This is a genomic window from Variovorax sp. ZS18.2.2 (assembly GCF_024701975.1).
Lineage (GTDB): Bacteria > Pseudomonadota > Gammaproteobacteria > Burkholderiales > Burkholderiaceae_C > Variovorax.
The window spans coordinates 434,294-456,157 of record NZ_JANLNM010000002.1 but is presented as its reverse complement, the minus strand read 5'-3'; the positions used below and the strand labels follow the sequence as shown (position 1 = coordinate 456,157).

Sequence of the window (21,864 nt, the reverse complement as noted above, 5' to 3'; positions counted from 1 at the left end):
AATGTTCGACACCCCCGACACCATCACCGCGCTGCCGCCGATCTCCACAGCGCCCGAGGCCGACGCGGCCTTCGACCCGCGCGCGCTGTTCGACGAAGGGCTTGCTACCGTGCGTCGCCTGTCGCGGGGCCTCTGGACCGACCACAACACGCACGACCCCGGCATCACGATGCTGGAGGTGGCCTGCTACGCGCTCACCGAGCTGTCGTACCGTCACTCGCTGCCCATCGAAGACTTGCTGACCGCACCGGGCGAAAGCAATGCGCAGACGATGGCGCGCCTGCACCAGCCGCGCACCGTATTGCCGAACCGCGCACTTACCGAGCTCGACTGGCGCAAGCTGCTGATCGACCTGCCCGATGTGAAGAACGCGTGGATCGAGCCTGTGACGGATTCACTGCTCTACGCGGACCTGCGCCGCCGGGAACTGCGCACCACGCCGCCCGCGCATCCGGCCTTCGAGCCCGTGCCGCTTGCGGGGCTCTATCGTGTGCGCATCGAGTTCATGGACTCGGTCAACACGCAGGTCGAGCGCGCCGCCGTGCTCGATGCGGTGCGCAGCACGCTGGAGCAATCGCGCAACCTCTGCGAAGACTTCATCGACGTGCGCCCCGTGCGCGCCGAATACTTCGCGCTCTGCGCCGAGATCGACCTCGAAGGCGATGCCGACCCCGTCGAGGCTGCGGCCCGCCTGCTGTTCGACATCGGCCAGGCCATCGCGCCACCGGTGCTCAACCACGACCTCGCCACGCTGCTCGCGCGCGGCCTGACGCTGCCCGAGATCCTCGATGGCCCGTTGCTCGAACACGGCTTCATCGACGACACCGAACTGCTGGCCACCGCCCTGCCCGCGGAGCTGCGCCTGTCGGACCTGATCGGCGTGGCGATGGACGTGCCCGGCATCCGCTCGGTGCGCAACATGCTGCTGAACCCGCTCGTGCGCACCGACGAGAACGACGAGGACGCACCCGACGCCGACCCCACCGACGTGCAGGGCGACCCCGCGCCGCTCGCCAACGCCTGGCGCATCCCGGTGCGCGCGGGCCGGCTGCCGCGGCTGTCGCTCAACCAGGGGCGGCTGGTCTTCGCCAAGCGCGGGCTGCCGGTGCAGGGCTGGAACATCGCCGACATGCCCGCGTCGGTGGCCGCGCGCCTTGCCGAACTGCGCGAGGCGGCGCGCGTGCGCGTCGAGCAGCAGGCCGGCACCGACGTGCCGCTGCCCGCATCGGGCCGCGCCCGCGTGCTCGACGCGTGGACCTCTTTCCAGCAGGACTTTCCCGCCGTCTACGGCATCGGCCCGCAGGGCCTGGGCCTTCGTGCCACCGCCGAGCGGCGCGTGCAGGCGCTGCAACTCCAGGGCTGGCTGCTGTTCTTCGACCATGCGATGGCCGGGCAGCTGTCGATGCTCGCGGGCGCGCGCCGCCAGCTCTCGGTGGCGCCGTCCGATCTGCAGGACGTGGCGCAACGCTTCAGCGGCGCAGGCAACAACCGCCACACGCTCTCGGCGCAGATCGTGACGAGCATCGCCGACGACGCACTGCTCTACCCCGCTGGTGCAACGCCGCGCATGCTGGCGGACGCCATCGAATCCGGCGCCGAAGCGGCGGCACGCCAGCAGCGGCTGCTCGACCACCTGCTGTCGCGCGTGGCCGAAGACTTCGCCGACTACGCCGGCGCCATGGCCTCGGCCTTCGGCTACGACAGCGACCGCCTGATCGGCGACCGCTGCCGCTTCCTGCAGGAGGTGGCCGCGCTCTCGCGCGACCGCGCAGGCGCCTTCGCGCAACGCCCCGCGACTGCAGCCGAGGTGTGGAACACGCCCAACGTCTCGGGCCTGGAGCGCCGCGTGGCGCGCCTGCTCGGCATTGCCGACTTCACGCGCCGCAATCTCGGCCTGCAGAGCTACGACACCTACAACGAGATCGACGCGGTGCCCGACAGCGTCAACGAGTTCCGCTTTCGCGTGCGGCACGCGGTGACGAATGCGATCCTGCTCTCGTCGAGCACGCGCTACCCGACGCCCGAGGCCGCGCGCGCCGCGATGATCCTCGCGATCGAGCGCGCCCAGCTGCCCGCCGGCTACCAGCGGCTGATGACCGCGGGTGCCGAGCCCAAGCCCTACTTCAACATCGTCGATGCGGCGAGCGAAGTGATCGCGCGCCGCATCCAGTACTTCGAGAGCGCTACGGCGATGGAGACCGCCATCGCCGACCTCATCACCTACCTCGCGGGCCGCTACGGCGGCGAGGGCATGTACCTCGTCGAGCACATCCTGCTTCGCCCGCGCGCCGCGACCGACCGGATGTTCGACATCTGCACCGACGCGGGCTGCGACGACTGCGGCGACCTCGATCCGTATTCGTACCGTGTGCATGTGCTGTTGCCCGCCTATGCCGGGCGCTTCCAGGACGAGGGCTTCCGCCGCTTCGCCGAAGAGGTGATCCGCGCCGAGATGCCGGCGCACATCCTGCCGACGGTGTGCTGGGTGGGCAGCAACGACATGGCTGAGTTCGAGGGCGCGTGGCGCAACTGGCTGATGGTGCATGCCGGCTTCGGCAGCACCACCGAGGCCACCCGTCAGGCGCGACTCGATGCGCTCATCGACGTTCTGCAACGCGCCAAGAACATCTACCCGAGCCGTGCGCTCTTCGACTGCACGAGCGACGAGACCAAGCCGCCCTTCATCCTGGGCCGAACCTCGCTCGGCACCCAGCCGTCGGGCGGCAACTGAAGAGAACACAAGGAGTCACCACCATGGCCGATCCACTGCAAGTGCTCAGCAGCCTCGAGACGCTGGCCGACCACTACACCGTCTTCGAGCCCGACCAGGTGCTCACGCACGGGCAGCTCAACAGCGTGTCCGACTTCTGGGGCGACCAGGTGCGACTCTCGCGCGTGGCGCTCTCGGGCGTCGGGCTGGTGACGGGGCTGCACGTATCGCGCGAAGGCACCGGCGTGCGCGTGACGCGCGGCTTCGGCGTCAGCACCGACGGCGACCTGATGACGCTCGCGGCCGACACGCTGTACGACCGCTTCCGCCCCTACGACACCACCGCGCCGGTGTACCGGCCGTTCTACCGCGGCACCGCGGCGGACGGCTCGCCCACCGACATGATCGTGCTGCAGGAACTGGTGCCCGTGGGCGAGAGCGACGTGCTCGCGCAACCGCTCGCGGCGCTGCCCGGCCCGCTCACCGACCGTGCGGTGCTGATGCTGATGGAGAGCGTGGTCAACGACCCCGACATGTGCAGCGGCACCGACTGCGACAACCTCGGGCGCGATGCGCTGCACCGGGTGCGCCTGCTGCTGATCCGCCGCAGCGATGCGCAGACGCTGCTCGACCGCCTGCCGCTGCGCCCCGCGAGCGAGGCCGCGCAGGCGCTGCCATCGGTCGCGATGCGCCGGCCGGTGCTCGGCAGCAACATCGTCAACACCGCGCTGCTGGCCACGCGCTTTCGCGACAGCGCACGCTCGTCGCTCGAAGACCTGCAACGCGCCCTGCCGACGCTGAACGCCAACTGCCCCGAGGTGCTGGCCGACATGTTCGGCGCCGACCCGACCGCGCGCTGGCTCGGCACACTGGCCTCGCTGTCCACGCAGTTCGCCAACGCGACGAGCGGGTTGCAGAACTGCTATGGCTTCGTCAAGGACCTCATCGAACAGTGGAACGCGCTGCGCGAAGCGCTGCTCGCCGACGATGCGGTGCCGCTGCCGAACGTGGCGGCCTTTCCGAAGCATCTGCTGCTCGGCGCCACGGCCGCACCGCGCGAGCAGCGCACGGGCCTCTACCCGTCGCCGCTGGACGCCACGGCACGCGAGCGCTCGGCGCATGCGCGCTTCCATGCATGGAAGTTCGATGCGCTGATCGCGAGCTTCCAGATGCCGACCGACACCACGGTGCGCGTCACGCCCAGCCTGTCGGACGTGCACCCGCTCGAAGCACGCGCCATCCCCTGGTACTACCGCGTGCTGGAGACCACGCCGATCCATGCCGCGTGGAACTTTCGCCTCTCCTCGCGCCACCACGAGGGCCAGAACCTCGGCTACCGCGCCACGGCCTGGGCCAGCACGGCGCGTGCGCGCGACCCACTCGCCTTCGCCATCGGCGGCCACGATTTCTTTCGCATCGAGGGCCACCTGGGCCGCCCGGCCGAGACGGTGACGGCCGAGCTGCGCCAGCAGGTCGCCGAGCGCAACCTGCCGTTCCAGGTGCAGGCGGTGCTGGTGCACACCAGCCGCGACCGCCTGCGCGTGCGCCCGCCGTTCCGCTACACGCCGCTGCACAGCCTGCACTACCTGGTGCGGCAGGACGTGGCCTTCCGGCTCGACGAGAGCGAGCAATTCGGCCAGCGCCACCTCGCCGACATGACCGAGGCGGTGAAGGCGCAGCTGATTCCCGCCACCACGAGCGGCGGCACCTCGGTGGTCGCGAGTGCCCGATTGGCCGGCGAAGCGGTCAGCAGCGCCAGCAAGGCCGCATCGCCCGTGCTCGCCAAGGCCAGCTACAGCGGCTACCGCGCCGCGGTGACGAGCGACCAGGGGCCGGCTTTCAAGACGAGCTACACCGCCTCGCTGGTGTCGGTGCGGGAGGCGCGGGCGAACCTGAGCGACCTGTCGCGCACGGATTTCGTCTCGCCCTTCGATGGCCTCCTCAACACCAACCAGCCGCACTGGATCGACTGGCTCGACGACCTGATCCTCGACCAGGGCAACAAGGCCGACGACAAGCTCTTGCTGTCGCGCTTCGTGCAGGACCACCCGGGCCTGGACCACCTGGGCGGCGTGTGGCGCGGCGGCACCTTCGTGCTGGTGTACGACGACCAGGGCCGCGTGGTGGGCGACTTCACGCTGCCCTATCCGGCCGCCGAGGCCGAGGCGCCCGAGACCGACGACCCGCCGCTCACCCGCCCTCCCTACCGGCCGCCGCTGGTGGCGGGCAACGGCATCCGCGCGGTGCGGCCCATCGACCTGGTGGTGAAGGACCGCTTCACCTTCGAGCGCGAAGGCTTCCAGAAAGACCTGGACCTGCAGCGCGCCGGCATCGAAGGGCTGGTGAAGGGTGCCTTCGTTCCGAGCAACGCGGTGGACCCGAAGACGCGCGGCGTGCTGGACCTCACCGGCGACTCGTACCTCGACTACCAGGCCGGCGAGATGGCGCACCAGCGCGAGCGCGTGAAGGGCCTGCAGGACATGCTGACGCAGCCCGGCCTCTCGAACGACGTGCGTACGCAGGTGGCGCGCGACCTCGACCGCGCGCAGCTCGACCTGGCCGAGACGCTGGGCGGCGTGGCGGCGCAGATGGTGACGGCCGGTGTCGACGTGGGCAGCGCGGCCGGCAAGCAGCTGACGCAATCGATGACGAGCAGCATGGCGACGATCCAGAGCCCCGCTGCGAAGGCGCAGGCGGACACGCGGCTCGCCACCGCGCAGGGCCGCGCCGCGGGCAACCAGGCGGCCGTGATCGGCAACCTGCGCAACATCGGGCGCTGAACATGAACACCCACCGCGTGCGGCGCCTGCGCTGGCGGGCCTCGGCCCCGAGTCCGGCCGAAGCCTTTGCGCTGCGCACGCTGCTGCGCGCGCAGGGCGAGGCGTGCGAGGCGGCGCTGGACCGGGCGTTCGACAAGGCGGTGCCGCGGGACGAGGTGTGGCATCTGCCGAGGCTGGCGCTGGAAGTTCGGCTGGCGGACCTGCGGGGTCTGTCGGCGGGTGAGCTGTCGGAGCGCATCGAGGCCGCGGTGCGCGCGGCGCTGGCTGCGGCGGAGCGGCCGGTGAAGCGCGATGCGCCTGCAGCAGAGGTCGGACATGGGAGCCGGTCGGGCACGGCGCCTGCCACGTCGCCCTTCCCCGAGGCGGACATCGCTTCGTCGCGGCGCTCGACCGCCATCGAGGCGCGCCAGGCCCTGAAGCACTACATGGCGAGAGGCCTGTTGCCCTGGACCCTCGCCGGCCTTGCACCCGAAGAGGCACAACGCGTACTGGCCGAAGCAGCGGTGCGGACTGCGGAATCGGTGGCCAGCGGCGCAGAGCCGCTGCGCTCGGTGCTGCCCGATGCGGCCGACACGCGCGCGGCTTTCGGCGCACTGCTGCGCTGGTTGCCTCTGCTGCCCGCCGCCCTGCGCCGCCGCCTGCTTGCGGTGCATTGGCCGCCGCTGCCGCTGAGCCCTGCGACGCTGGAGAGCTGGCGCGCATGGATCGATAGCGACGCCATCGACCGCATCGAGTGGCAGGCTGTCTGGCTCGCAGCGCCGCTCGGCGCTGCTGCGCTGCGCGAACTCGTTGCGCAGCAGCGCGCCGTCGCCGGCGCACCGCCGTTTCTTGCGTCGCTGCAGGAAGCGCTCGTTGAAAAGCCGCGCGCGCAGAGAACCGCTCACCCGTCCTCCAGGACCGAAGGCGGCAAGACCTCCCGCGCGCCAACGACGAAGCAACCGCATCGCCCGGAACAGAAGCATCCGCTGGAAAGCGACGCCGCGACAACCGCCGAGCCCCTGCTGGTCCCGCTCGCCGGCCTGGTCCTGCTGCATCCCTGGCTGCCCCGCATGCTCGCCGGCTGCGGCGTGCTCGACGAGGGCGGCAAGCAGATCCTCCCCGACGAACTGCCCCGCGCCTGCGTCCTGCTGCACGCCCTTGCCTGCGACAACGCGCCCATCGCCGAACACCAGTTGCCTTTCATCAAGCTGCTGCTCGGCCGCCCGCCCGACGAACCGCTGACCGCCGCGCTGCCCGCGCTCTCACTGGCCGACTGCGAAGAGGTCGACGCGCTGCTCACCGCCGTGCGCGACCACTGGAGCGCGCTGCGCGGCACCGGCATCGAGGGCCTGCGCCTGAGCTTCCTGCAGCGCCGCGGCCTGCTCTCGCGCGGCGACGGCACCTGGCACCTGCGCATGCAGTCCGAAGCCTTCGACATGCTGATGGCGATGCTGCCCTGGCGCATCGAACAGGTGCGCCTGCCCTGGATGCCGAAGCTGCTGATCGTGGAGTGGCCCACGCCATGAAGCCCACCGACATGCCGCCCGTCAACGCCCGGGTCGATGCGGACACGCTCGAAGCCGAACTCGAATGGCTCGCGCACCTGATCGAGCTGCGCCTGCACCACTACTTCCACGACAAGGCACCGGCCTCGCCGCCGCTGCCCGACACGCTCGCGCCACCACCGCCACTGCGCCCCAAGGCGGGTCCGTACGCGGCCGCGCTGCAGCGCCACGGCTTCGATGCCACCGAGCGGCTGCTGATGATCCTCGCGCTCGCGCCCCAGTTACGCCCGCAGTTGCTCGACGTGCTGGCCACGCAGAACGCCACCACGCAGCGCCCCTACACCGAGTTCGGCGCGCACGCGGGGCCGGGCGGCGCGATGCTGCCGACGGTGGAGACGGGCTGCTTCCTGCTCGCGGGCGACGACCTCGCGCGGCGCTTCGAGGCCTTGCAGCGCCTGTCGCCGCAGCAACGCCTGGCGCGTGACGATCTTCTGCACACCGAAACGCCGGCGTCGCCCGAGGCCGGCGGCCTGCTGCAGTCGCTGCTCGTGCCCTCGCCCGCCTTCCTCGCCGAGGCCCTGCCCGGACCCGCGCTGCCGGCGCCGCCCGATCGCACCGCGCTCGCCACCCGCGTGCAGACGGGCCTCCGCTGGGAAGACCTCGTGCTGCCCGCCACCACGCTCGGGCAGCTCGAAGACATCCACCTCTGGCTCACCCACGGCCAGCGCCTGCTGCACGACTGGGGCTTCGGGCGGCGCACGGGGCGCGGCCATGTGAGCCTGTTCCACGGCCCCTCGGGCACCGGCAAGACGCTGTCGGCCTGCCTCATCGGCGAGCGCTGCGGGCGCGAGGTGCACCGCGTCGATCTGTCGCTGGTGGTCTCCAAGTACATCGGCGAAACCGAAAAGAACCTCTCGCGCCTGTTCGACGCGGCCGAGCGCGATGGCTGGATTCTTTTCTTCGACGAGGCCGACGCGCTCTTCGGCAAGCGCACCAGCGTGAGCGACGCGCACGACCGCTATGCGAACCAGGAGGTGAGCTACCTGCTGCAGCGCATCGAGGGCTTCGATGGCGTGGTGATCCTGGCGAGCAACCTGCGCCACAACATCGACGACGCGTTCCTGCGCCGCTTCCAGTCGGTGGTGCAGTTCCCGCTGCCGCGCCCGCCCGAGCGCCTGCGGCTGTGGCGCGAAGGCATTCCCGATGCGGTGCGGCCCGATCCGGCCCTCGATCTGACGCGCCTCGCGCAGCAGCACGAACTCTCGGGCGGCACCATCGTCAATGTGCTGCGCTATGCGTGCCTGCGCTCGCTGGCGCGCGGCGACGGCGTGCTGCGCGCCGAGGATGTGGACGAAGGCGTGCGGCGCGAGCTGCTGAAGGAGGGCCGCGCGCTGTAGCGGGGACGCCTATGGCCGACACCGCCACCCAGGTCTCGCCCACGCGCGCCGCGCTGCGTGTGCCGGATACGCGCAGGCCGCCGCCCCGGCGCGTGCCGCCGGCCACCTCGAAGCCCGCGGCCCCCGTCGCGCCGGTGCGCGTATCGCAGCCTTCGGACCCGGCCGAGCGCGAGGCGGTGCGCGTCTCGCAGCGCGTGCTCGCCATGGCACCCGCTGCTGCAACACCACAAGCGCGCCGCTTCGCCAAGACCGTGCCCGCACGCGGATCTGCACGCAGCCTGCTGCCCTCGTCGCTGGGCGTGGGCTCGTCGGTGGGCCAGCCGCTGCCGCGCCATCTCAAGCACGACATGGAGCCGCGCTTCGGCGCCGACTTCTCCGCCGTGCGCGTGCACACCGGCGACGCGGCCGCGCGCGCGAGCCGGCGCCTGAACGCGGCGGCGTTCACGGTCGGGCACGAGGTGTTCTTCGGGCGTGATCGCTTCGCGCCGGGCAGCGCCGCAGGCCGCGGCCTCATCGCGCATGAGCTCACGCACACCATCCAGCAGGGCGGCGCGGCGCAACCCGGCACGGCGCACCGCAGCGTCGACACCACCGTGCATGTGCGCAGCGAGCCGCAGGTGCAGCGCCTGGGCGTGCAGGACGCGCTGGACTACTTCGCCGGCAAGGCCGACAGCATTCCCGGCTTCAGCATGTTCGCGCTGGTGCTGGGTATGAACCCGATCAACGGCCGTGCGGTGGACCGCTCGCCGGCCAACGTGTTCCGCGCGCTGGTGCGTTTCGTGCCCGGCGGCGACCTGATCGTGAGGGCGCTGGACACCTACAGCGTGTTCGACAAGATCGCCAACTGGTTCTCGCAGCAGGTCGACAGCCTGGGCATGGTGGGCTCCAGCTTCAAGCAGGCGGTGTTCGACTACGCGGACTCGCTCGGCCCGGGCGCCCTGCTCGACCTGGGTGGCGCATGGGACCGCGCGGTGCGCATCTTCACGACGCCGTGGGAGCAGGTGAAGAGCTTCGTCGGAGGCCTGGCGAGCGACATCCTGACCCTCATCAAGGATGCGGTGTTGAAGCCGCTGGCCGCGCTGGCCGCGACCACGCCGGCCTATCCGCTGCTGAAGGCGGTGCTCGGCAGGGACCCGGTGACGGGCGACGAATCGCCCGGCGACGCGCAGGCGATCCTCGGCGGCATCATGACGCTGGCCGGCCAGGGCGAGGTGTGGGGCCGGGTGCAGTCGACCGGCGCCATCGGCCGCGTGGTGGCCTGGTTCAACGATGCGAAAAAAGCGCTGCTGGGCTTCGTCAAGCAGGTGCCGGCGCTGGCGATGGCGGCCTTCACCTCGCTGGAGCTGATGGACATCGTGGTGCTCCCGCGCGGGCTCGCGAAAGTGGCCGCCGTGTTCGGCAACTTCGTCGGGAGTTTCATCGGCTGGGGCGTGGACTCCGCGCTGAAGCTCGCGGAAATCGTCTTCGAGGTGGTGAGCCCCGGCGCCTGGGGCACGATCCAGAAGACCGGCAGCGCGCTCAAGAACATCATCAAGGACCCGCTGCCCTTCGTGAGCAACCTGGGCAAGGCGGCCAAGCTGGGCTTTCAGAATTTCGCGGGCAACTTCCTCACGCACTTGCAGAACGGGCTGATCAAGTGGCTCACCGGCTCGCTCTCGGGCGTCTACATCCCCACCGCACTGTCGCTGCCCGAGATCGTGAAGTTCGCGTTCTCGGTGCTGGGGCTGAGCTGGGGGAACCTGCGCGGCAAGCTGGTCAAGGGCATCGGCGAGACCGCGGTGGTCGCGCTGGAGAAAGGCTTCGGCATCGTCAAGACGCTGGCCAAAGAAGGCCCGGCAGCCGCCTGGGTGCAGGTCAAGGCCGAGCTCGCCGCGCTCAAGGACCAGGTGATCGAAGGCATCAAGGGAATGATCATCGAGGCGGTGGTGACCAAGGCGATTCCGAAGCTGGTCGCGATGTTCATCCCGGGCGCGGGCTTCATCTCGGCCATCGTGTCGATCTACGACATGGTGATGGTGTTCGTGAACAAGATCTCCGAGATCGCCGCGGTGGTGAGCGCCTTCGTGGGCTCCATCACGGCCATTGCGGGCGGCAACATCGGCGCGGCGGCGGGCAAGGTGGAGTCGGTGCTCGCGGGCGGGCTGTCGCTGGCCATCAACTTCCTCGCGGGTTTTGCGGGGTTGGGCAAGATCGCTTCGAAGATCAACGGCATCCTGCAGAAGATCCGCGCGCCGGTGGACAAGGCGCTCGATTCGATGGTGGCGTGGGTCCGCAAGATGGCCAAGAAATTCCTCGATGCGCTGCTGGGGAAGAACAAGAAGGGCAAGGATGGCAAGCCCGATGCGCGCACCGACGACCAGAAGAAGCGCGACCTGAAGGCCGCCGTGAGAGAGGGCACGGCGATCGCCAAGACCCACAGCGACGACGTGGGCGCGATCCGCTCCAAGCTCGGCGCGATCAGGAACAAGTACAAGCTGGTCAAGCTCGAGATCGCCGACGACGGCGGACCCAAGCACCACCTGGTCGGCGAGATCAACCCGATCGAGAATGGCGACGGCTTCACGGCGAAGAACCTCGACGAGCTGCTCTCGGGGATTCCGGCCGGCGCGAAAACGGACGTACGCACCGCCGTCAGGTCGGCGATCGACAAGCAGAGGGCGATCCAGCAGATCTACGACGTGGCCACCGCGGGCGGCGTGGTCAGGCCGGGCAAGACCCTGGCACTGGCCGACGATGTGACGATCAGCGGCTGGGGCACGCTCGACGGCTCGCTGGCGGCGCTGGCCAAGGGCCGGGGCATGTCGGTGTCGCAGCAGACCGCCGAGGTGCACCAGTACGTGATGCAGTACCAGGCGGGTCTCGCGAGATACGGCTACTCGACCAAGGCCTTCCCCTTCGATCCCAAGTACGCGCCGGGCGCCTACTACAAGTCGCACGCGGAGAAGCAGGCCTTCATCGCGGCGCTGGGCCGGCTGGAGAAGGATATCGACGGGGCCACCAAGAAGGCCGTGGCGAGCATCGGCGTGACGCGGGAGGTGTGCCCGGTCGACTGCTTCCCGTTCTTCAAGGCGGTATCGGGGCTCAGCGGACGGACCATCGCGCTGGCCGATCCGAGCTTCGTGTGGATCTTCAGCGGCGGACAGTTCATCCGCAAGGCGATGCCCGTGAAGAAATGAAACGGGGTCAGACCGTCAAGTCTTCCGGAAACTCGATCTGGATCTTCACGTCGCTCGCCCGCCCCGCCGCTGCTTCCTCGAAAGCCTGGATGCCGTTCTCGAACGCGAAGGTGCGCGAGATGAAGGGCTTGACGTTCACCTGCCCCGATGCGATCAGCGCCAGCGCGCGCGGGAAGATGTTGGCGTAGCGGAACACCGATTCGATGCGCAGTTCCTTCGCCTGGATACCGACGATGTCGAACGCGACCTTGGCGGGCGGACAGCCCACGATCACGATGCAGCCGCCGGGGCACGGCAGATCGAAGATGCCCTCGTAGGCGCGGGTGCTGCCGCTGGCTTCGAAGACGACATTCGCGCCCCAGCCGTCGGTCAGGGTCTTCACGGTTTCCGCGAGGTTGGTGTCGCGCACGTTCACCGTCGTCACGGCCGGGTTGTCGGCAAAGAGGGCCAGCTTCTCAGGCACGAGGTCCGCGAGGATCACGCGCGCCGCACCACCGGCCAGTGCCGCCAGCGCGGTCATCGCGCCGATGGTGCCGGCGCCGATGACCACCGCCACGTCGCCCGGCTTCAGCGCGGCCTTCTTCGCGGCCTGCAGGCCGATGGCCAGCGGCTCGACGATGGCGCCTTCGCCGAAGCTCACGTTGTCGGGCATGCGGAAGGTGAAGGCCGCCGGGTGCACCACGAAGGGCGTGAGGCAACCGTGGATCGGCGGCGTGGCCCAGAAGCGCACGGCGGGGTCGAGGTTGTAGATGCCTTCGCGGGTGGCGCGCGAATCCATCTCGGGAATGCCGGGCTCCATGCAGACGCGGTCGCCGGGCTTCAGGTGCGTGACTTCGGCGCCCACCTCGGCGACCACGCCGGAGGCTTCGTGGCCGAGGATCATCGGCTCGTTGACGATGTAGGGGCCGATGCCGCCATGCTGGTAGTAGTGGACGTCGCTGCCGCAGACGCCCACGGTGTGCATGCGGATCTTCACGTCGCGCGGTCCCATGTGCAGGGGGACGTCGACGTCGCGCAGCGTGAGTTCGTGTGCCTTTTCCAGGACCAGTGCTTTCATTTCCATCTTTCGCTCGAGAGTGTGTTGGGGTTGTCTGTGTTCAATGCAAAGGGGTGCTGTCCACGCGCAGCGATGCGCCGGTGTCGATGTCGAACAGATGCACCTGCTCGGGATCGGCCACGAAGCTCACGCACCCGTGCAGGTGCGGGCTCTGTGACGAGGGCATGAGTGCGGAGATTTCGTTGCCGTCTCCGCCAAAGCTCACCAGCACTTCGTTGCCGAGGTATTCGATGAGCTGCACCTCGCCACAGAAGCCGCCATCGCGGCCGCTGTTCGTGTCCACCCGCAGGTGCGCGGGACGGATGCCCAGCGTCACGCGCTCGCGGCCTTCGAGCGCGAAGCGGCGGGCGTTCACATGCACGACACCGCTTCGGCCGCTCAGTTCGAAATGGCTGCCCTCGTCTTTCACCGACATTTCCACCAGATTCATCGGCGGCGTTCCGATGAAGCCGGCCACGAAGGCGGAGCGCGGGCGCTCGAAGATTTCCTTGGGCGAGCCGACCTGCTCGATGCGCCCGTCGCGCAGCAGCACGATGCGGTCGGCCAGCGTCATCGCCTCGTGCTGGTCGTGCGTGACGTAGACCGTTGTGGTCTTGAGCGTCTGGTGCAGCTTCGCGATCTCGATGCGCATGTGGTTGCGCAGCTTGGCGTCGAGGTTCGACAGCGGCTCGTCGAACAGGAACACCTTGGGCGTCTTGATCATCGCGCGGGCGATCGCCACGCGCTGCTGCTGGCCGCCCGAAAGCTCGGTGGGCTTGCGCTGCAGGTAGCGCTCCAGGCCCAGAGTGTCCGACACCTCCTTGATGCGGCTGTCGATCTCGGCCTTGGGCACCTTCAGCCGCTTGAGGCCGAAAGCGATGTTGTCGCGCACGGTCATGTGCGGATAGAGCGCGTAGTTCTGGAACACCATGGCAATGCCGCGCTCCTGCGGCGGCAGGTCGTTGACCCGCCGGCCACCGATGCGCAGGTCGCCGCCGCTGATGTCTTCCAGGCCCGCGAGCATGCGCAGGATGGTCGACTTGCCGCAGCCCGAAGGGCCGAGGAACACGACGAACTCGTTGTCGGCCACGTCGAGGTCGAACTCGTGGACGACCTGCGTGTCCCCGTAACTCTTGATGATTTTGTGACAGCTGATTGCGGACATTTTTTGTTCTGGAGAAAAGAAGGTGATGCGAGTCATTGGTGCTCCCTTGGCGCTACGCGCCTTCCCGGCAAGCGGGAGCGAGCTTGCTTGGGGCGGCCCGGCGCGGCGCTCATGTCGTCTCCCGTTTGCGCTTGAACGCGGCATTGAGAAAGCCGCTGAGCACGCCGACCATCAGGAGCGGCGGCACCGACAGCAGGATGACCGAGGCGTTCAAGATGCCCCACGGCACGTCGCGCCCGAGCTGGCTGAGTTCGGAGGCGACGATGGGCAGCGTCTTCGCGTCGGAGGTGGTGAGCATCAGCGCGATGAGGAACTCGTTCCACACCAGCACGAAGCCGAAGGCGATGGCGCCGACCAGGGAGCGCGCGGCAATCGGCAGCGAGACGCGAAAGAAGATCGCGTAGGGCCCGTAGCCATCGACCCTGCCGGCCTCCTCCACCTCTTTGGGAACCGCCTTGAAAGCCGGAATCGCGAGCCAGATCACCGTCGACAGCGTGAGCAGCGTGTAGGTGACGATGAGCGCGAAGCGCGTGTCGTACAGCTCCAGCTGCAGCCAGATGACCATAAGCGGAATGGCTACCGCCACCGGTGGCAGGAAGCGCATCGACAGCACGAAGAACTGGATGTCGTCGGCCCAGCGCAGCGGATAGCGCGCGAGCGCGTAGGCGGCCGGCAACCCGAGCACCGCGCCGATGATGACGGCCGCGCCGACCACCAGGATCGAGTTGATGAGCCCCTGCGCCACGGCCTCGCGGCCCAGCACGTAGGCGTAGTTCTCCAGCGTGGGCGTGAAGATGAACTTCGGCACGGCCGAGACGATGTCGACCCGGTTCTTGAACGAGTTGAGGAAGGTCCAGAGCACCGGCACCAGGGCCGAGAGACCCGCGACGACGAGCACCAGCCGCGCGAGCAGCGTACCCACGGACAGAGACGATTTCTTTTTCATGACGAGGGCCTCGTCCATTTCCAGATGTAGGTGAAGGCCACGGTCGAGGCGACCATCATCAGCACCGCCATGCTCGATGCGTACGAGATGCGCCCCGACTCGATGAAGCCCTGCGAGAAGGCGTACATGTCCAGCGTCTCGGTCGAGATGCCGGGGCCGCCGCGCGTCATCACGTAGATGAGGTCGAAGGCCCGCAGCGACTCGACCATCTTCACGAAGGTGAGGCTGATGAGCGGCGCCTTGAGCATCGGCAGCGCGACGTAGGTGTAGACCTCCCAGGTCTTGGCGTGGTCCATGCGCGCGGCCTCGAAGGGCTGGGGCGGCAGGGTCTCGAGCAGCTTGAGCACGATGACGGCGAAGAACAGGCCCCACTGCCACACGTCCACAAAGGCCACGGTGAGCAGCGCCGTGAGCGGATTGGCCAGCAGGTCCAGCGGTTCACCCGTGATCGCCTTGTACGGATACGTGAGCAGGCCGAACAGCGGATGGAACGCGAACTTCCAGACGAAGGCGGCCGACACGCGCGGCAGCAGCACCGGCACGATGAACAGCATGCACAGCGCATTGCGCCAGCGCGGCGACGTGTTCTGGAACAGCAACACGCCCAGCAGCACCGCGACGGCCATGGTCGAAGTGACCGTCAGCACTTCCCAGATGAGCGAGACGCTCACCGAGTTCAGGAAGCGCCGGTCGGAGAAGAGCTGCACATAGTTCGAGAACCAGACCCAGCCGATATCGGCCTGGCCCAGCTCCCGGTCCTGCAGCGAGATGACGATCGCGAAGATCGTCGGCACCAGCGCCAGGACCGCCAGCACCAGGAGGCCCGGTCCGATGAAGACGACCGGCAGCCTCGTCTTGTTGTTGCTTCGTGTCGTCTTCACTTCTTGCGCCGTGCGATCAACTGCTTCGCGTAGGCATCGAGTTCATCGAGCCCGCCCTGGATGTCGGTGCGCGAACCGGTGACCAGTTCCTCGAGGATGATCCCCCAGCGATCGCCGAGATCAGGCCATGCTGGGTCCTGCCAGAAGTTCACCGCGGTCACCTTGCCGGTGTCGGCCAGGGCCTTGCCGAGATCGGCGCCGTAGCGCTTGGCGAACTCGGGGCTGCCCAGCACGCTGGTGCGGTTGAGTTCGCTGAACTGGCCTTCGGCCAGACGACGCTGCTCCTGCTTCTTCGAGGTGGCCCAGGCGACAAAGAGGCCCGCGCACTTCTTCGCCTCTTCGGTCTTGTTGGCCTTGGTGCCGATGGCCAGGCCGTGGCCGTAGCCGCCACCGGTCAGCGGCGTGGGCGGCGGCAGGTAGGCCACCTTGCCGATCACGGTCGAGGTCTTGGGATCGAGCGCATTGCCGGCGAGCGGCGTCGACTCGACCAGCATCGCGACCTTGCCTGCGAGGAAGGCGCCGGTGGATTCGTCCCAGCTGCCGGTCTTGGTGCCGGGTGCCGAGTACTTGAAGAGCTCCAGGTAGGTCTGCGTGGCCTTCAGCGCGGCGGGCGAATTGAAGACCGGCTTGTCGCCGTCGAACCACTGGCCGCCATAGCCGCGGAAGAACGGCATCCAGCGCCACACGTTGGCGCCCGAGCCGCGCTGGCCGCGCAGCGCCACGCCGTAAATGCCGTTGGCCGGGTCGTTGAGCTTCTTCGCGGCAGCAACGAATTCGTCCAGCGTGGTGGGCGGCTTGACGCCGGCCTTCTCGAGCAGGTCTTTGCGGTAGACCAAGAGGTCGCCACCGCCGGTGACCGGCGCGAACCATGTTTCACCCCCGAAAGTCGCAACCTTCTGGCGGCCGGGGTCGAAGTCGGCGTAGTCGTAGTCGGCCGGGTAGTACTTGGCGAGCGGCACGATCCACTTGGACTGCGCGAACAAGGGCACGTTGGCCTCGTCGACGTAGTACACGTTGTACTTGCCGACCGTCGATGCATCGGCGCGCGTCTTGGTGCGGCGATCGTTCTCGTTGAGGTTGTCGATGGTGAACGAGGCACCGCTCAGGGCCTTGAACTCGTCCTTGTACTTTTCGAGCAGGGTGAGGCCGTCGCGGGGTTGTGACAGCACGCGCACATCGTCCTTGCAGGCCTGCTGCGCCTGGGCGTGGCCCGCGGCGGCCAATGCCGCCAGCAGCAGTGCGCCAGCGGCGATGCGGTGGGTGTTTCGGTGGATCATTTGTTCGTCTCCTTGACTTCTTTGTGAGGGTGACGAAGCGTATGCAGCGAAGGCCCCACCCCGCGTACACGCGCGCCGGGGGACTGGTATTTCAATGACCAGCGGACTTGGGGTTTTGCCGGGGGTGCAGGGTGCTAATCAGTTTTCGTTCATTGCAATCCGAAGGTTTGCAGGCCGAAAGCGCACGAGAAGAAATAGCGCGGAATCGACTACTTCCCCCGTATCGACGCTGCATGCGATCCCCGCTGTAATCCACGCGGCCATTCACCGACGTCACAAGCGTCGGCCGGCCGGTATGTGTCTATCCCTTACATCACCTTTTGTGGAATGCCTATGAAAACCAGACTCAAAGTTGTCGTTCTCGCAGTGTTGACGTTGGCGGGGCATGGCGCCTTTGCCGCGGATGCGGACCCGGGCAAGCAGGCGGCGATCGATCGCGCGCTGGGGCTGATCCAGAGCAACCCGTCGAGCTTCAGCGTCGCGACGCCCGCGCCCAGCCGCACACGCCGATCGCTCGACTTCCAGGGCGCGGCAGGCAGTGCGGCGGCGCTCCCCGAGGGCGACCAGTTCAAGCCGCGCGACGTGATCGTGGACAAGGACGGCACCGAACACGTGCGCTTCGACCGCTTTCACAACGGGTTGCGCGTGATCGGCGGCGACGTGGTCGTGCATTCGGTGCGGGGGCAACTGACCCAGTCCAGCCTGACGCAGGGCAGCCCGATCCAACTGCCCCAAACGCTGGCCAAGGTCGATGGGCGCACCGTCATCCAGAACGCGCCCGACATCGGCGCCGAGCGCGCCAAGCAGATTGCGGGCGAGCGATTCGCCAGCGCGGTGACGCGGTACGCCACACCCGAACTGGTGGTCTTCGCGCGTGATGAAAAGCCGGTGCTGGCCTACGAGGTGCGCATCTACGGCAGGGCCACCGCGGCGCACGGGAGCGCGGTTGCGTACTACGTCAACGCGGCGGACGGCAAGCTGCTGGACGCCGAAGACCTCGCGCACACCGCGGCCGCCACGGGCACGGGGAAGTCGCTGTACTACGGCGAACTCCAGATCACCACCGACCAGACCGGCAACAACGCCTACCGCATGGTCGATCCGACACGCGGCAGCGGCGAGGTGATCGATGGCCGCGACTCGGTGTACACCGACCTGTTCGATGCACCGGATCTGACCCCGTTCACCAGCCCCGACAACAAGTGGGGCAACGGCGCCGTCACGGACCGCAAGACCGTCGCAGTCGACATCAACTACGGGCTGGCCAAGACCTGGGACTATTACAAGAACACGCATGGCCGCAACGGCATCTTCAACGACGGCCAGGGCGTGCAAAGCTACGCGCACGTGCTGTTCACCAACCAGGACGGCAGCATCACAGGCGCCAATGCCGCATGGATCGGCGAGTACCGGATGATGGTCTACGGCGACGGGCAGGCAGGCACTTCCCTGCCGAGGCCGGTGGTGTCCATCGACGTTGCCGGACACGAGATGAGCCACGGCGTGAACCAGGCCACCGCGAACCTTGCGTACTCGCGTGACGCGGGGGGCCTGAACGAAGCGAATTCGGACATCTTCGGCACCCTCGTCAAGTTCTATGCGAGCAACGCGAACGATCCGGGCAACTACGTCATCGGCGCCCGAATACTGGCCGCAGGCCTGCGCAAGATGTACAAGCAGGACATCGACGGGCGCTCATACGTCTGCTACCCGCAGGGCGGCTTCAAGAGCGTGCTCGTGAATCCCCGGCACGACCCTCACCTCACCTCCGGTGTCGGCAATCGCTTCTTCTACCTGCTGGCCGAAGGCGCCGTGGTGCCGTCGACCGACACCAGCCTGACGAAGAACCAGTTGGTGTGCAACGGCGACACCGGGGTGGCGGGCATCGGGCGCGACAAGGCCGGCAAGATCTGGTATCGCACGCTCACGCTGTACCTGAACGGCAACTCGACCTATCCGAATGCCCGCGTCGCGTCGATCCGCGCGGCGTCGGATCTCTATGGCGCCAACTCGGTCGAGAAGGCGGCCGTGGCGCGCGCCTGGAGCGCGGTCCTGGTGGAATGACCAGTCGGCGGTGAAAGGCCCCGGCCGGCCGGCTGAAACGGCCGCCGGTCGGGCATCATCCGGGCCAGAATCGGTGCCCACCGATTCATCCATCTGCGCCCCAAGATGCAAAGTCCGAATCCCGCCTGGCATGTTGTGCTGGTCGCCGCTCTCGCGGCGCTGCTTCTTCCGTCCGCCGGCCATGCGGAAATCTACAAATGGGTCGATGCCAAGGGCCAGACGCATTACTCGGAGCGAAAGGCCGACGCGGGCAACGCGAAGACCGTGGAAGTGAAACCCGCACCGGCGGCGCCGCAAGCCTCCGCACCGAAGGAAGACTGGCGCGCCTGGAGCAGGGCCACGCCGCCGACGCAGACAGCGGCGGGAGCGCCGCCCTACGGGCCGCCCGCGGCAAGGCCCAGGTCGGTCTCGGGGGGAAGGGAAAACGGCACCGACGCATCGCGCTGCGCCCTTGCGCGCGATGTTCTCGCCGGTCTGCTGCAGCACAGCAACGGCAAGCCCATTGATCAGTACGACCGCGATGTGGCACAGAACGACGTCAAGTCCTTCTGCAAGTGATCAAGCGATCCCGCGGGCGCGGGAGCGAATAACCGATTCCGACTGAAGCCGGGTGCTGGAGAAACCATCGCCCTGGTGGCGGCTCGGCCTCATTGGTTGCAATATAAAACTTGATCGATAGAATTCGATCAGTCTTCTTTTGAAACCAGAAGCCGCCATCCGCCCCCTCAACCTCTTCCCGGATTCGCCATGACCCACTACCGCACCGCCACCGTCGACGGCCTGAAGATCTTCTATCGCGAGGCGGGCGACCCCGCGCTGCCGGTGCTGCTCCTGCTGCACGGCTTTCCGGCCTCGTCCTTCATGTACCGCGGGCTGATCGAGCGGCTGGCCCATCGCTTCCACGTGATCGCGCCGGACTACCCGGGCTTCGGGCACAGCGATGCGCCTTCGGTGGTCGAGTTCAGCTACACCTTCGACGGCCTCGCCGACGTCGTCGAAAAGTTCACCGAGCAACTGGGCCTCGAGCGCTACGGCCTCTACATGCAGGACTTCGGCGGCCCGGTGGGATTTCGCCTCGCCACCCGCCATCCAGAGAGGGTCAGCTTCCTCGTGGTGCAGAACGCCAACGCCTACGAGGAAGGCCTGCCCGACGATTTCTGGGGCCTCGCACGCGCGCTGTGGAAAGACCCGTCGCCCGCCAACTACGCAAAGATCCGCGAAGCCGCGATGTCCGATGCGGCGCTGGAGTGGAACTACACGCACGGCGTGAAGGACCCGTCGCGCATCGACCCGGACAACTGGCTGCTGCAGCGCGCCCTGCTCGCCCGCCCCGGCAACAAGGACGCGATGGCGGCGCTGCTGCACGACTACGGCAGCAACCTCGCGCGCTACCCGGCCTGGCAGGCGTACTTCCGCCAGCACCAGCCGCCTACGCTGGTCGTCTGGGGCGCCAACGACGTGATCTTTCCGCCGTCGGGTGCGTACCCGTACCAGCGCGATCTGCGGCAGATCGACTTCAAGCTGCTCGACACCGGCCACTTCGCGCTCGAAGAACTGGGAGAGGTGATCTCCGCCCATATCGAGCGCTTCCATGACGCCCTGAAGGCCTGAGGTCCGCCGTGGAATTGAACCTCGATGCGGCCGCGGCGCGGCACGCAGAAGCACGGCCTGCCGCGCCGTCCATATCCGGCGCGATGGCGCTGCTGTTCGCAGTCGCCTGCGGGCTGGCGGTTGCCAACGTCTACTACGCCCAGCCGCTGCTGGACACGCTCGCGGTCACCTTCGGCATCCGCCCTGCGACGGTCGGCATCGTCATCACCATCACCCAGGTCGGCTACGGCCTCGGGCTGCTGCTGGTCGTGCCGCTGGGCGACCTGATCGACCGGCGACGGTTGATCGTCGGGCAATCGCTGTTGTCGGTGATCGCGCTGCTCTGCGTTGCGCTGGCGCCCAGTGCTGCGATCCTGCTGCCGGCGATGGCTGCCGTCGGCCTGCTGGCCGTCGTGACGCAGGTGCTGGTCGCCTACGCCGCGATCATGGCGCCGCCGGGCGAGCGGGGCCGCGTGGTGGGCATCGTCACCAGCGGGATCATCGTCGGCATCCTGCTCGCGCGGGCCGTGTCGGGCACGCTGTCGGATCTTTTCGGCTGGCGCTCGGTGTACCTGGTGTCGGCCGCGGCCACGCTGGTCGTCTCGGGCCTGCTGTGGAAGGCGCTCCCGCGCAACGTGCGGCCGGCGGTGCGCATCCCGTACCTGCAGTTGATCCGCTCGGTGTTCACCCTCTTCGCCGAAGAGCCCGTGCTGCGCATCCGCGCGGTGCTCGCGATGCTGATCTTCATGGCCATCACCATGCTGCTGACGCCGATGGTGTTGCCGCTGACGGCGCCGCCGTTCTCGCTCTCGCACACGCAGGTGGGGCTGTTCGGCCTGGCGGGCGCGGCCGGCGCGCTGGGCGCGGCGCGCGCGGGCCGTCAGGCGGACCGCGGCCGGGCGCAGCGCACCACCGGCATCGGGCTCGTGGCCATGCTGCTGTCGTGGGGGCTCATCGCGCTGCTGCCGTGGTCGATCTGGGCCATGGTGGTCGGCGTCGTCCTGATCGACTTCGGCCTGCAGTCGGTGCACGTCTCGAACCAGAGCCTGATCTACCGCGTGCGCCCGGAAGCGCAGAGCCGGCTGACTGCCGGCTACATGATCTTCTATTCGATCGGCTCCGCCGCAGGATCGATCGCCTCGACGATGCTGTACGCCCATGCCGGATGGAACGGAGTCTGCATCGCGGGCGCCGTCACCAGCGGCATCGCGCTGGCGTTCTGGGCCGCGACCCGGCACCTGACGCCGCCGGATTCGAACCCCTGAAGACTCAGAAGGTGTGAATGAATCCGGCGTGCCTGAGCAGCCCGTCCAGGCGCGCCCGATCAAGGCGCAAAGCGCAGCCATAGCTCGGGCTAT

At 68.3% G+C, this 21,864-nt stretch carries 14 protein-coding genes; 9 read left to right on the top strand and 5 right to left on the bottom strand.

The features are described 5' to 3' along the window. The first annotated feature begins 1 nt into the window (after position 1). From NU688_RS12595 to NU688_RS12575, 5 genes are read left to right on the top strand one after another with little or no spacing between them, the layout of a single operon-like run. Positions 2-2,731 (top strand): hypothetical protein, encoded by a 2,730-nt coding sequence (locus NU688_RS12595; protein ID WP_257860946.1) that lies wholly within the window; start codon positions 2-4, stop codon positions 2,729-2,731. 23 nt (positions 2,732-2,754) lie between these two features. Continuing rightward, on the top strand, positions 2,755-5,490 hold the full coding sequence (locus tag NU688_RS12590; protein ID WP_257860945.1) for a hypothetical protein: 2,736 nt from the start codon (positions 2,755-2,757) through the stop codon (positions 5,488-5,490). A 2-nt stretch (positions 5,491-5,492) separates the two neighbouring features. Further along, a complete protein-coding gene (locus NU688_RS12585; RefSeq protein WP_257860944.1) occupies positions 5,493-6,995 on the top strand; it encodes a contractile injection system tape measure protein in 1,503 nt (500 codons plus the stop codon). Continuing rightward, the gene (locus NU688_RS12580; RefSeq protein ID WP_257860943.1) at positions 6,992-8,371 is read left to right on the top strand and encodes an ATP-binding protein; all 1,380 of its coding nucleotides are present in this window, start codon (positions 6,992-6,994) and stop codon (positions 8,369-8,371) included. Before NU688_RS12585 ends, NU688_RS12580 begins: the two co-directional genes overlap by 4 nt. Positions 8,372-8,382: 11 nt before the next feature. Next, positions 8,383-11,547 (top strand): DUF4157 domain-containing protein, encoded by a 3,165-nt coding sequence (locus NU688_RS12575; RefSeq protein WP_257860942.1) that lies wholly within the window; start codon positions 8,383-8,385, stop codon positions 11,545-11,547. A 7-nt stretch (positions 11,548-11,554) separates the two neighbouring features. On the opposite strand, the gene NU688_RS12570 is transcribed toward NU688_RS12575, so the two are convergent. From NU688_RS12570 to NU688_RS12550, 5 genes are all read right to left on the bottom strand, one after another. Continuing rightward, positions 11,555-12,604 carry an NAD(P)-dependent alcohol dehydrogenase gene (locus NU688_RS12570; RefSeq protein WP_257860941.1) on the bottom strand — a complete coding sequence of 350 codons (1,050 nt, stop codon included), beginning with the start codon at positions 12,602-12,604 and terminating at the stop codon, positions 11,555-11,557. Between the two features lie 40 nt (positions 12,605-12,644). After that, the gene (locus NU688_RS12565) at positions 12,645-13,748 is read right to left on the bottom strand and encodes an ABC transporter ATP-binding protein (protein ID WP_257860940.1); all 1,104 of its coding nucleotides are present in this window, start codon (positions 13,746-13,748) and stop codon (positions 12,645-12,647) included. Positions 13,749-13,857: 109 nt separating this feature from the next. Further along, a complete protein-coding gene (locus tag NU688_RS12560; protein ID WP_374684648.1) occupies positions 13,858-14,670 on the bottom strand; it encodes a carbohydrate ABC transporter permease in 813 nt (270 codons plus the stop codon). A 20-nt stretch (positions 14,671-14,690) separates the two neighbouring features. Beyond that, the gene (locus NU688_RS12555) at positions 14,691-15,575 is read right to left on the bottom strand and encodes a carbohydrate ABC transporter permease (protein WP_257860938.1); all 885 of its coding nucleotides are present in this window, start codon (positions 15,573-15,575) and stop codon (positions 14,691-14,693) included. Continuing rightward, on the bottom strand, positions 15,572-16,852 hold the full coding sequence (locus NU688_RS12550; RefSeq protein WP_257860937.1) for a sugar ABC transporter substrate-binding protein: 1,281 nt from the start codon (positions 16,850-16,852) through the stop codon (positions 15,572-15,574). Before NU688_RS12550 ends, NU688_RS12555 begins: the two co-directional genes overlap by 4 nt. Positions 16,853-17,185: 333 nt before the next feature. On the opposite strand from NU688_RS12550, the gene NU688_RS12545 reads away from it, so the two are divergent. From NU688_RS12545 to NU688_RS12530, 4 genes are all read left to right on the top strand, one after another. Then, positions 17,186-18,916, top strand: a complete 1,731-nt coding sequence (locus NU688_RS12545) for a M4 family metallopeptidase (RefSeq protein WP_257860936.1) — start codon at positions 17,186-17,188, stop codon at positions 18,914-18,916. Positions 18,917-19,021: 105 nt separating this feature from the next. Continuing rightward, complete coding sequence (locus NU688_RS12540; protein WP_257860935.1) at positions 19,022-19,474, top strand: DUF4124 domain-containing protein; 453 nt, start codon at positions 19,022-19,024, stop codon at positions 19,472-19,474. Between the two features lie 189 nt (positions 19,475-19,663). Next, positions 19,664-20,527 (top strand): alpha/beta fold hydrolase, encoded by an 864-nt coding sequence (locus tag NU688_RS12535; RefSeq protein ID WP_257860934.1) that lies wholly within the window; start codon positions 19,664-19,666, stop codon positions 20,525-20,527. Positions 20,528-20,535: 8 nt separating this feature from the next. Next, the gene (locus NU688_RS12530; protein ID WP_257860933.1) at positions 20,536-21,771 is read left to right on the top strand and encodes an MFS transporter; all 1,236 of its coding nucleotides are present in this window, start codon (positions 20,536-20,538) and stop codon (positions 21,769-21,771) included. Positions 21,772-21,864: the final 93 nt, after the last annotated feature.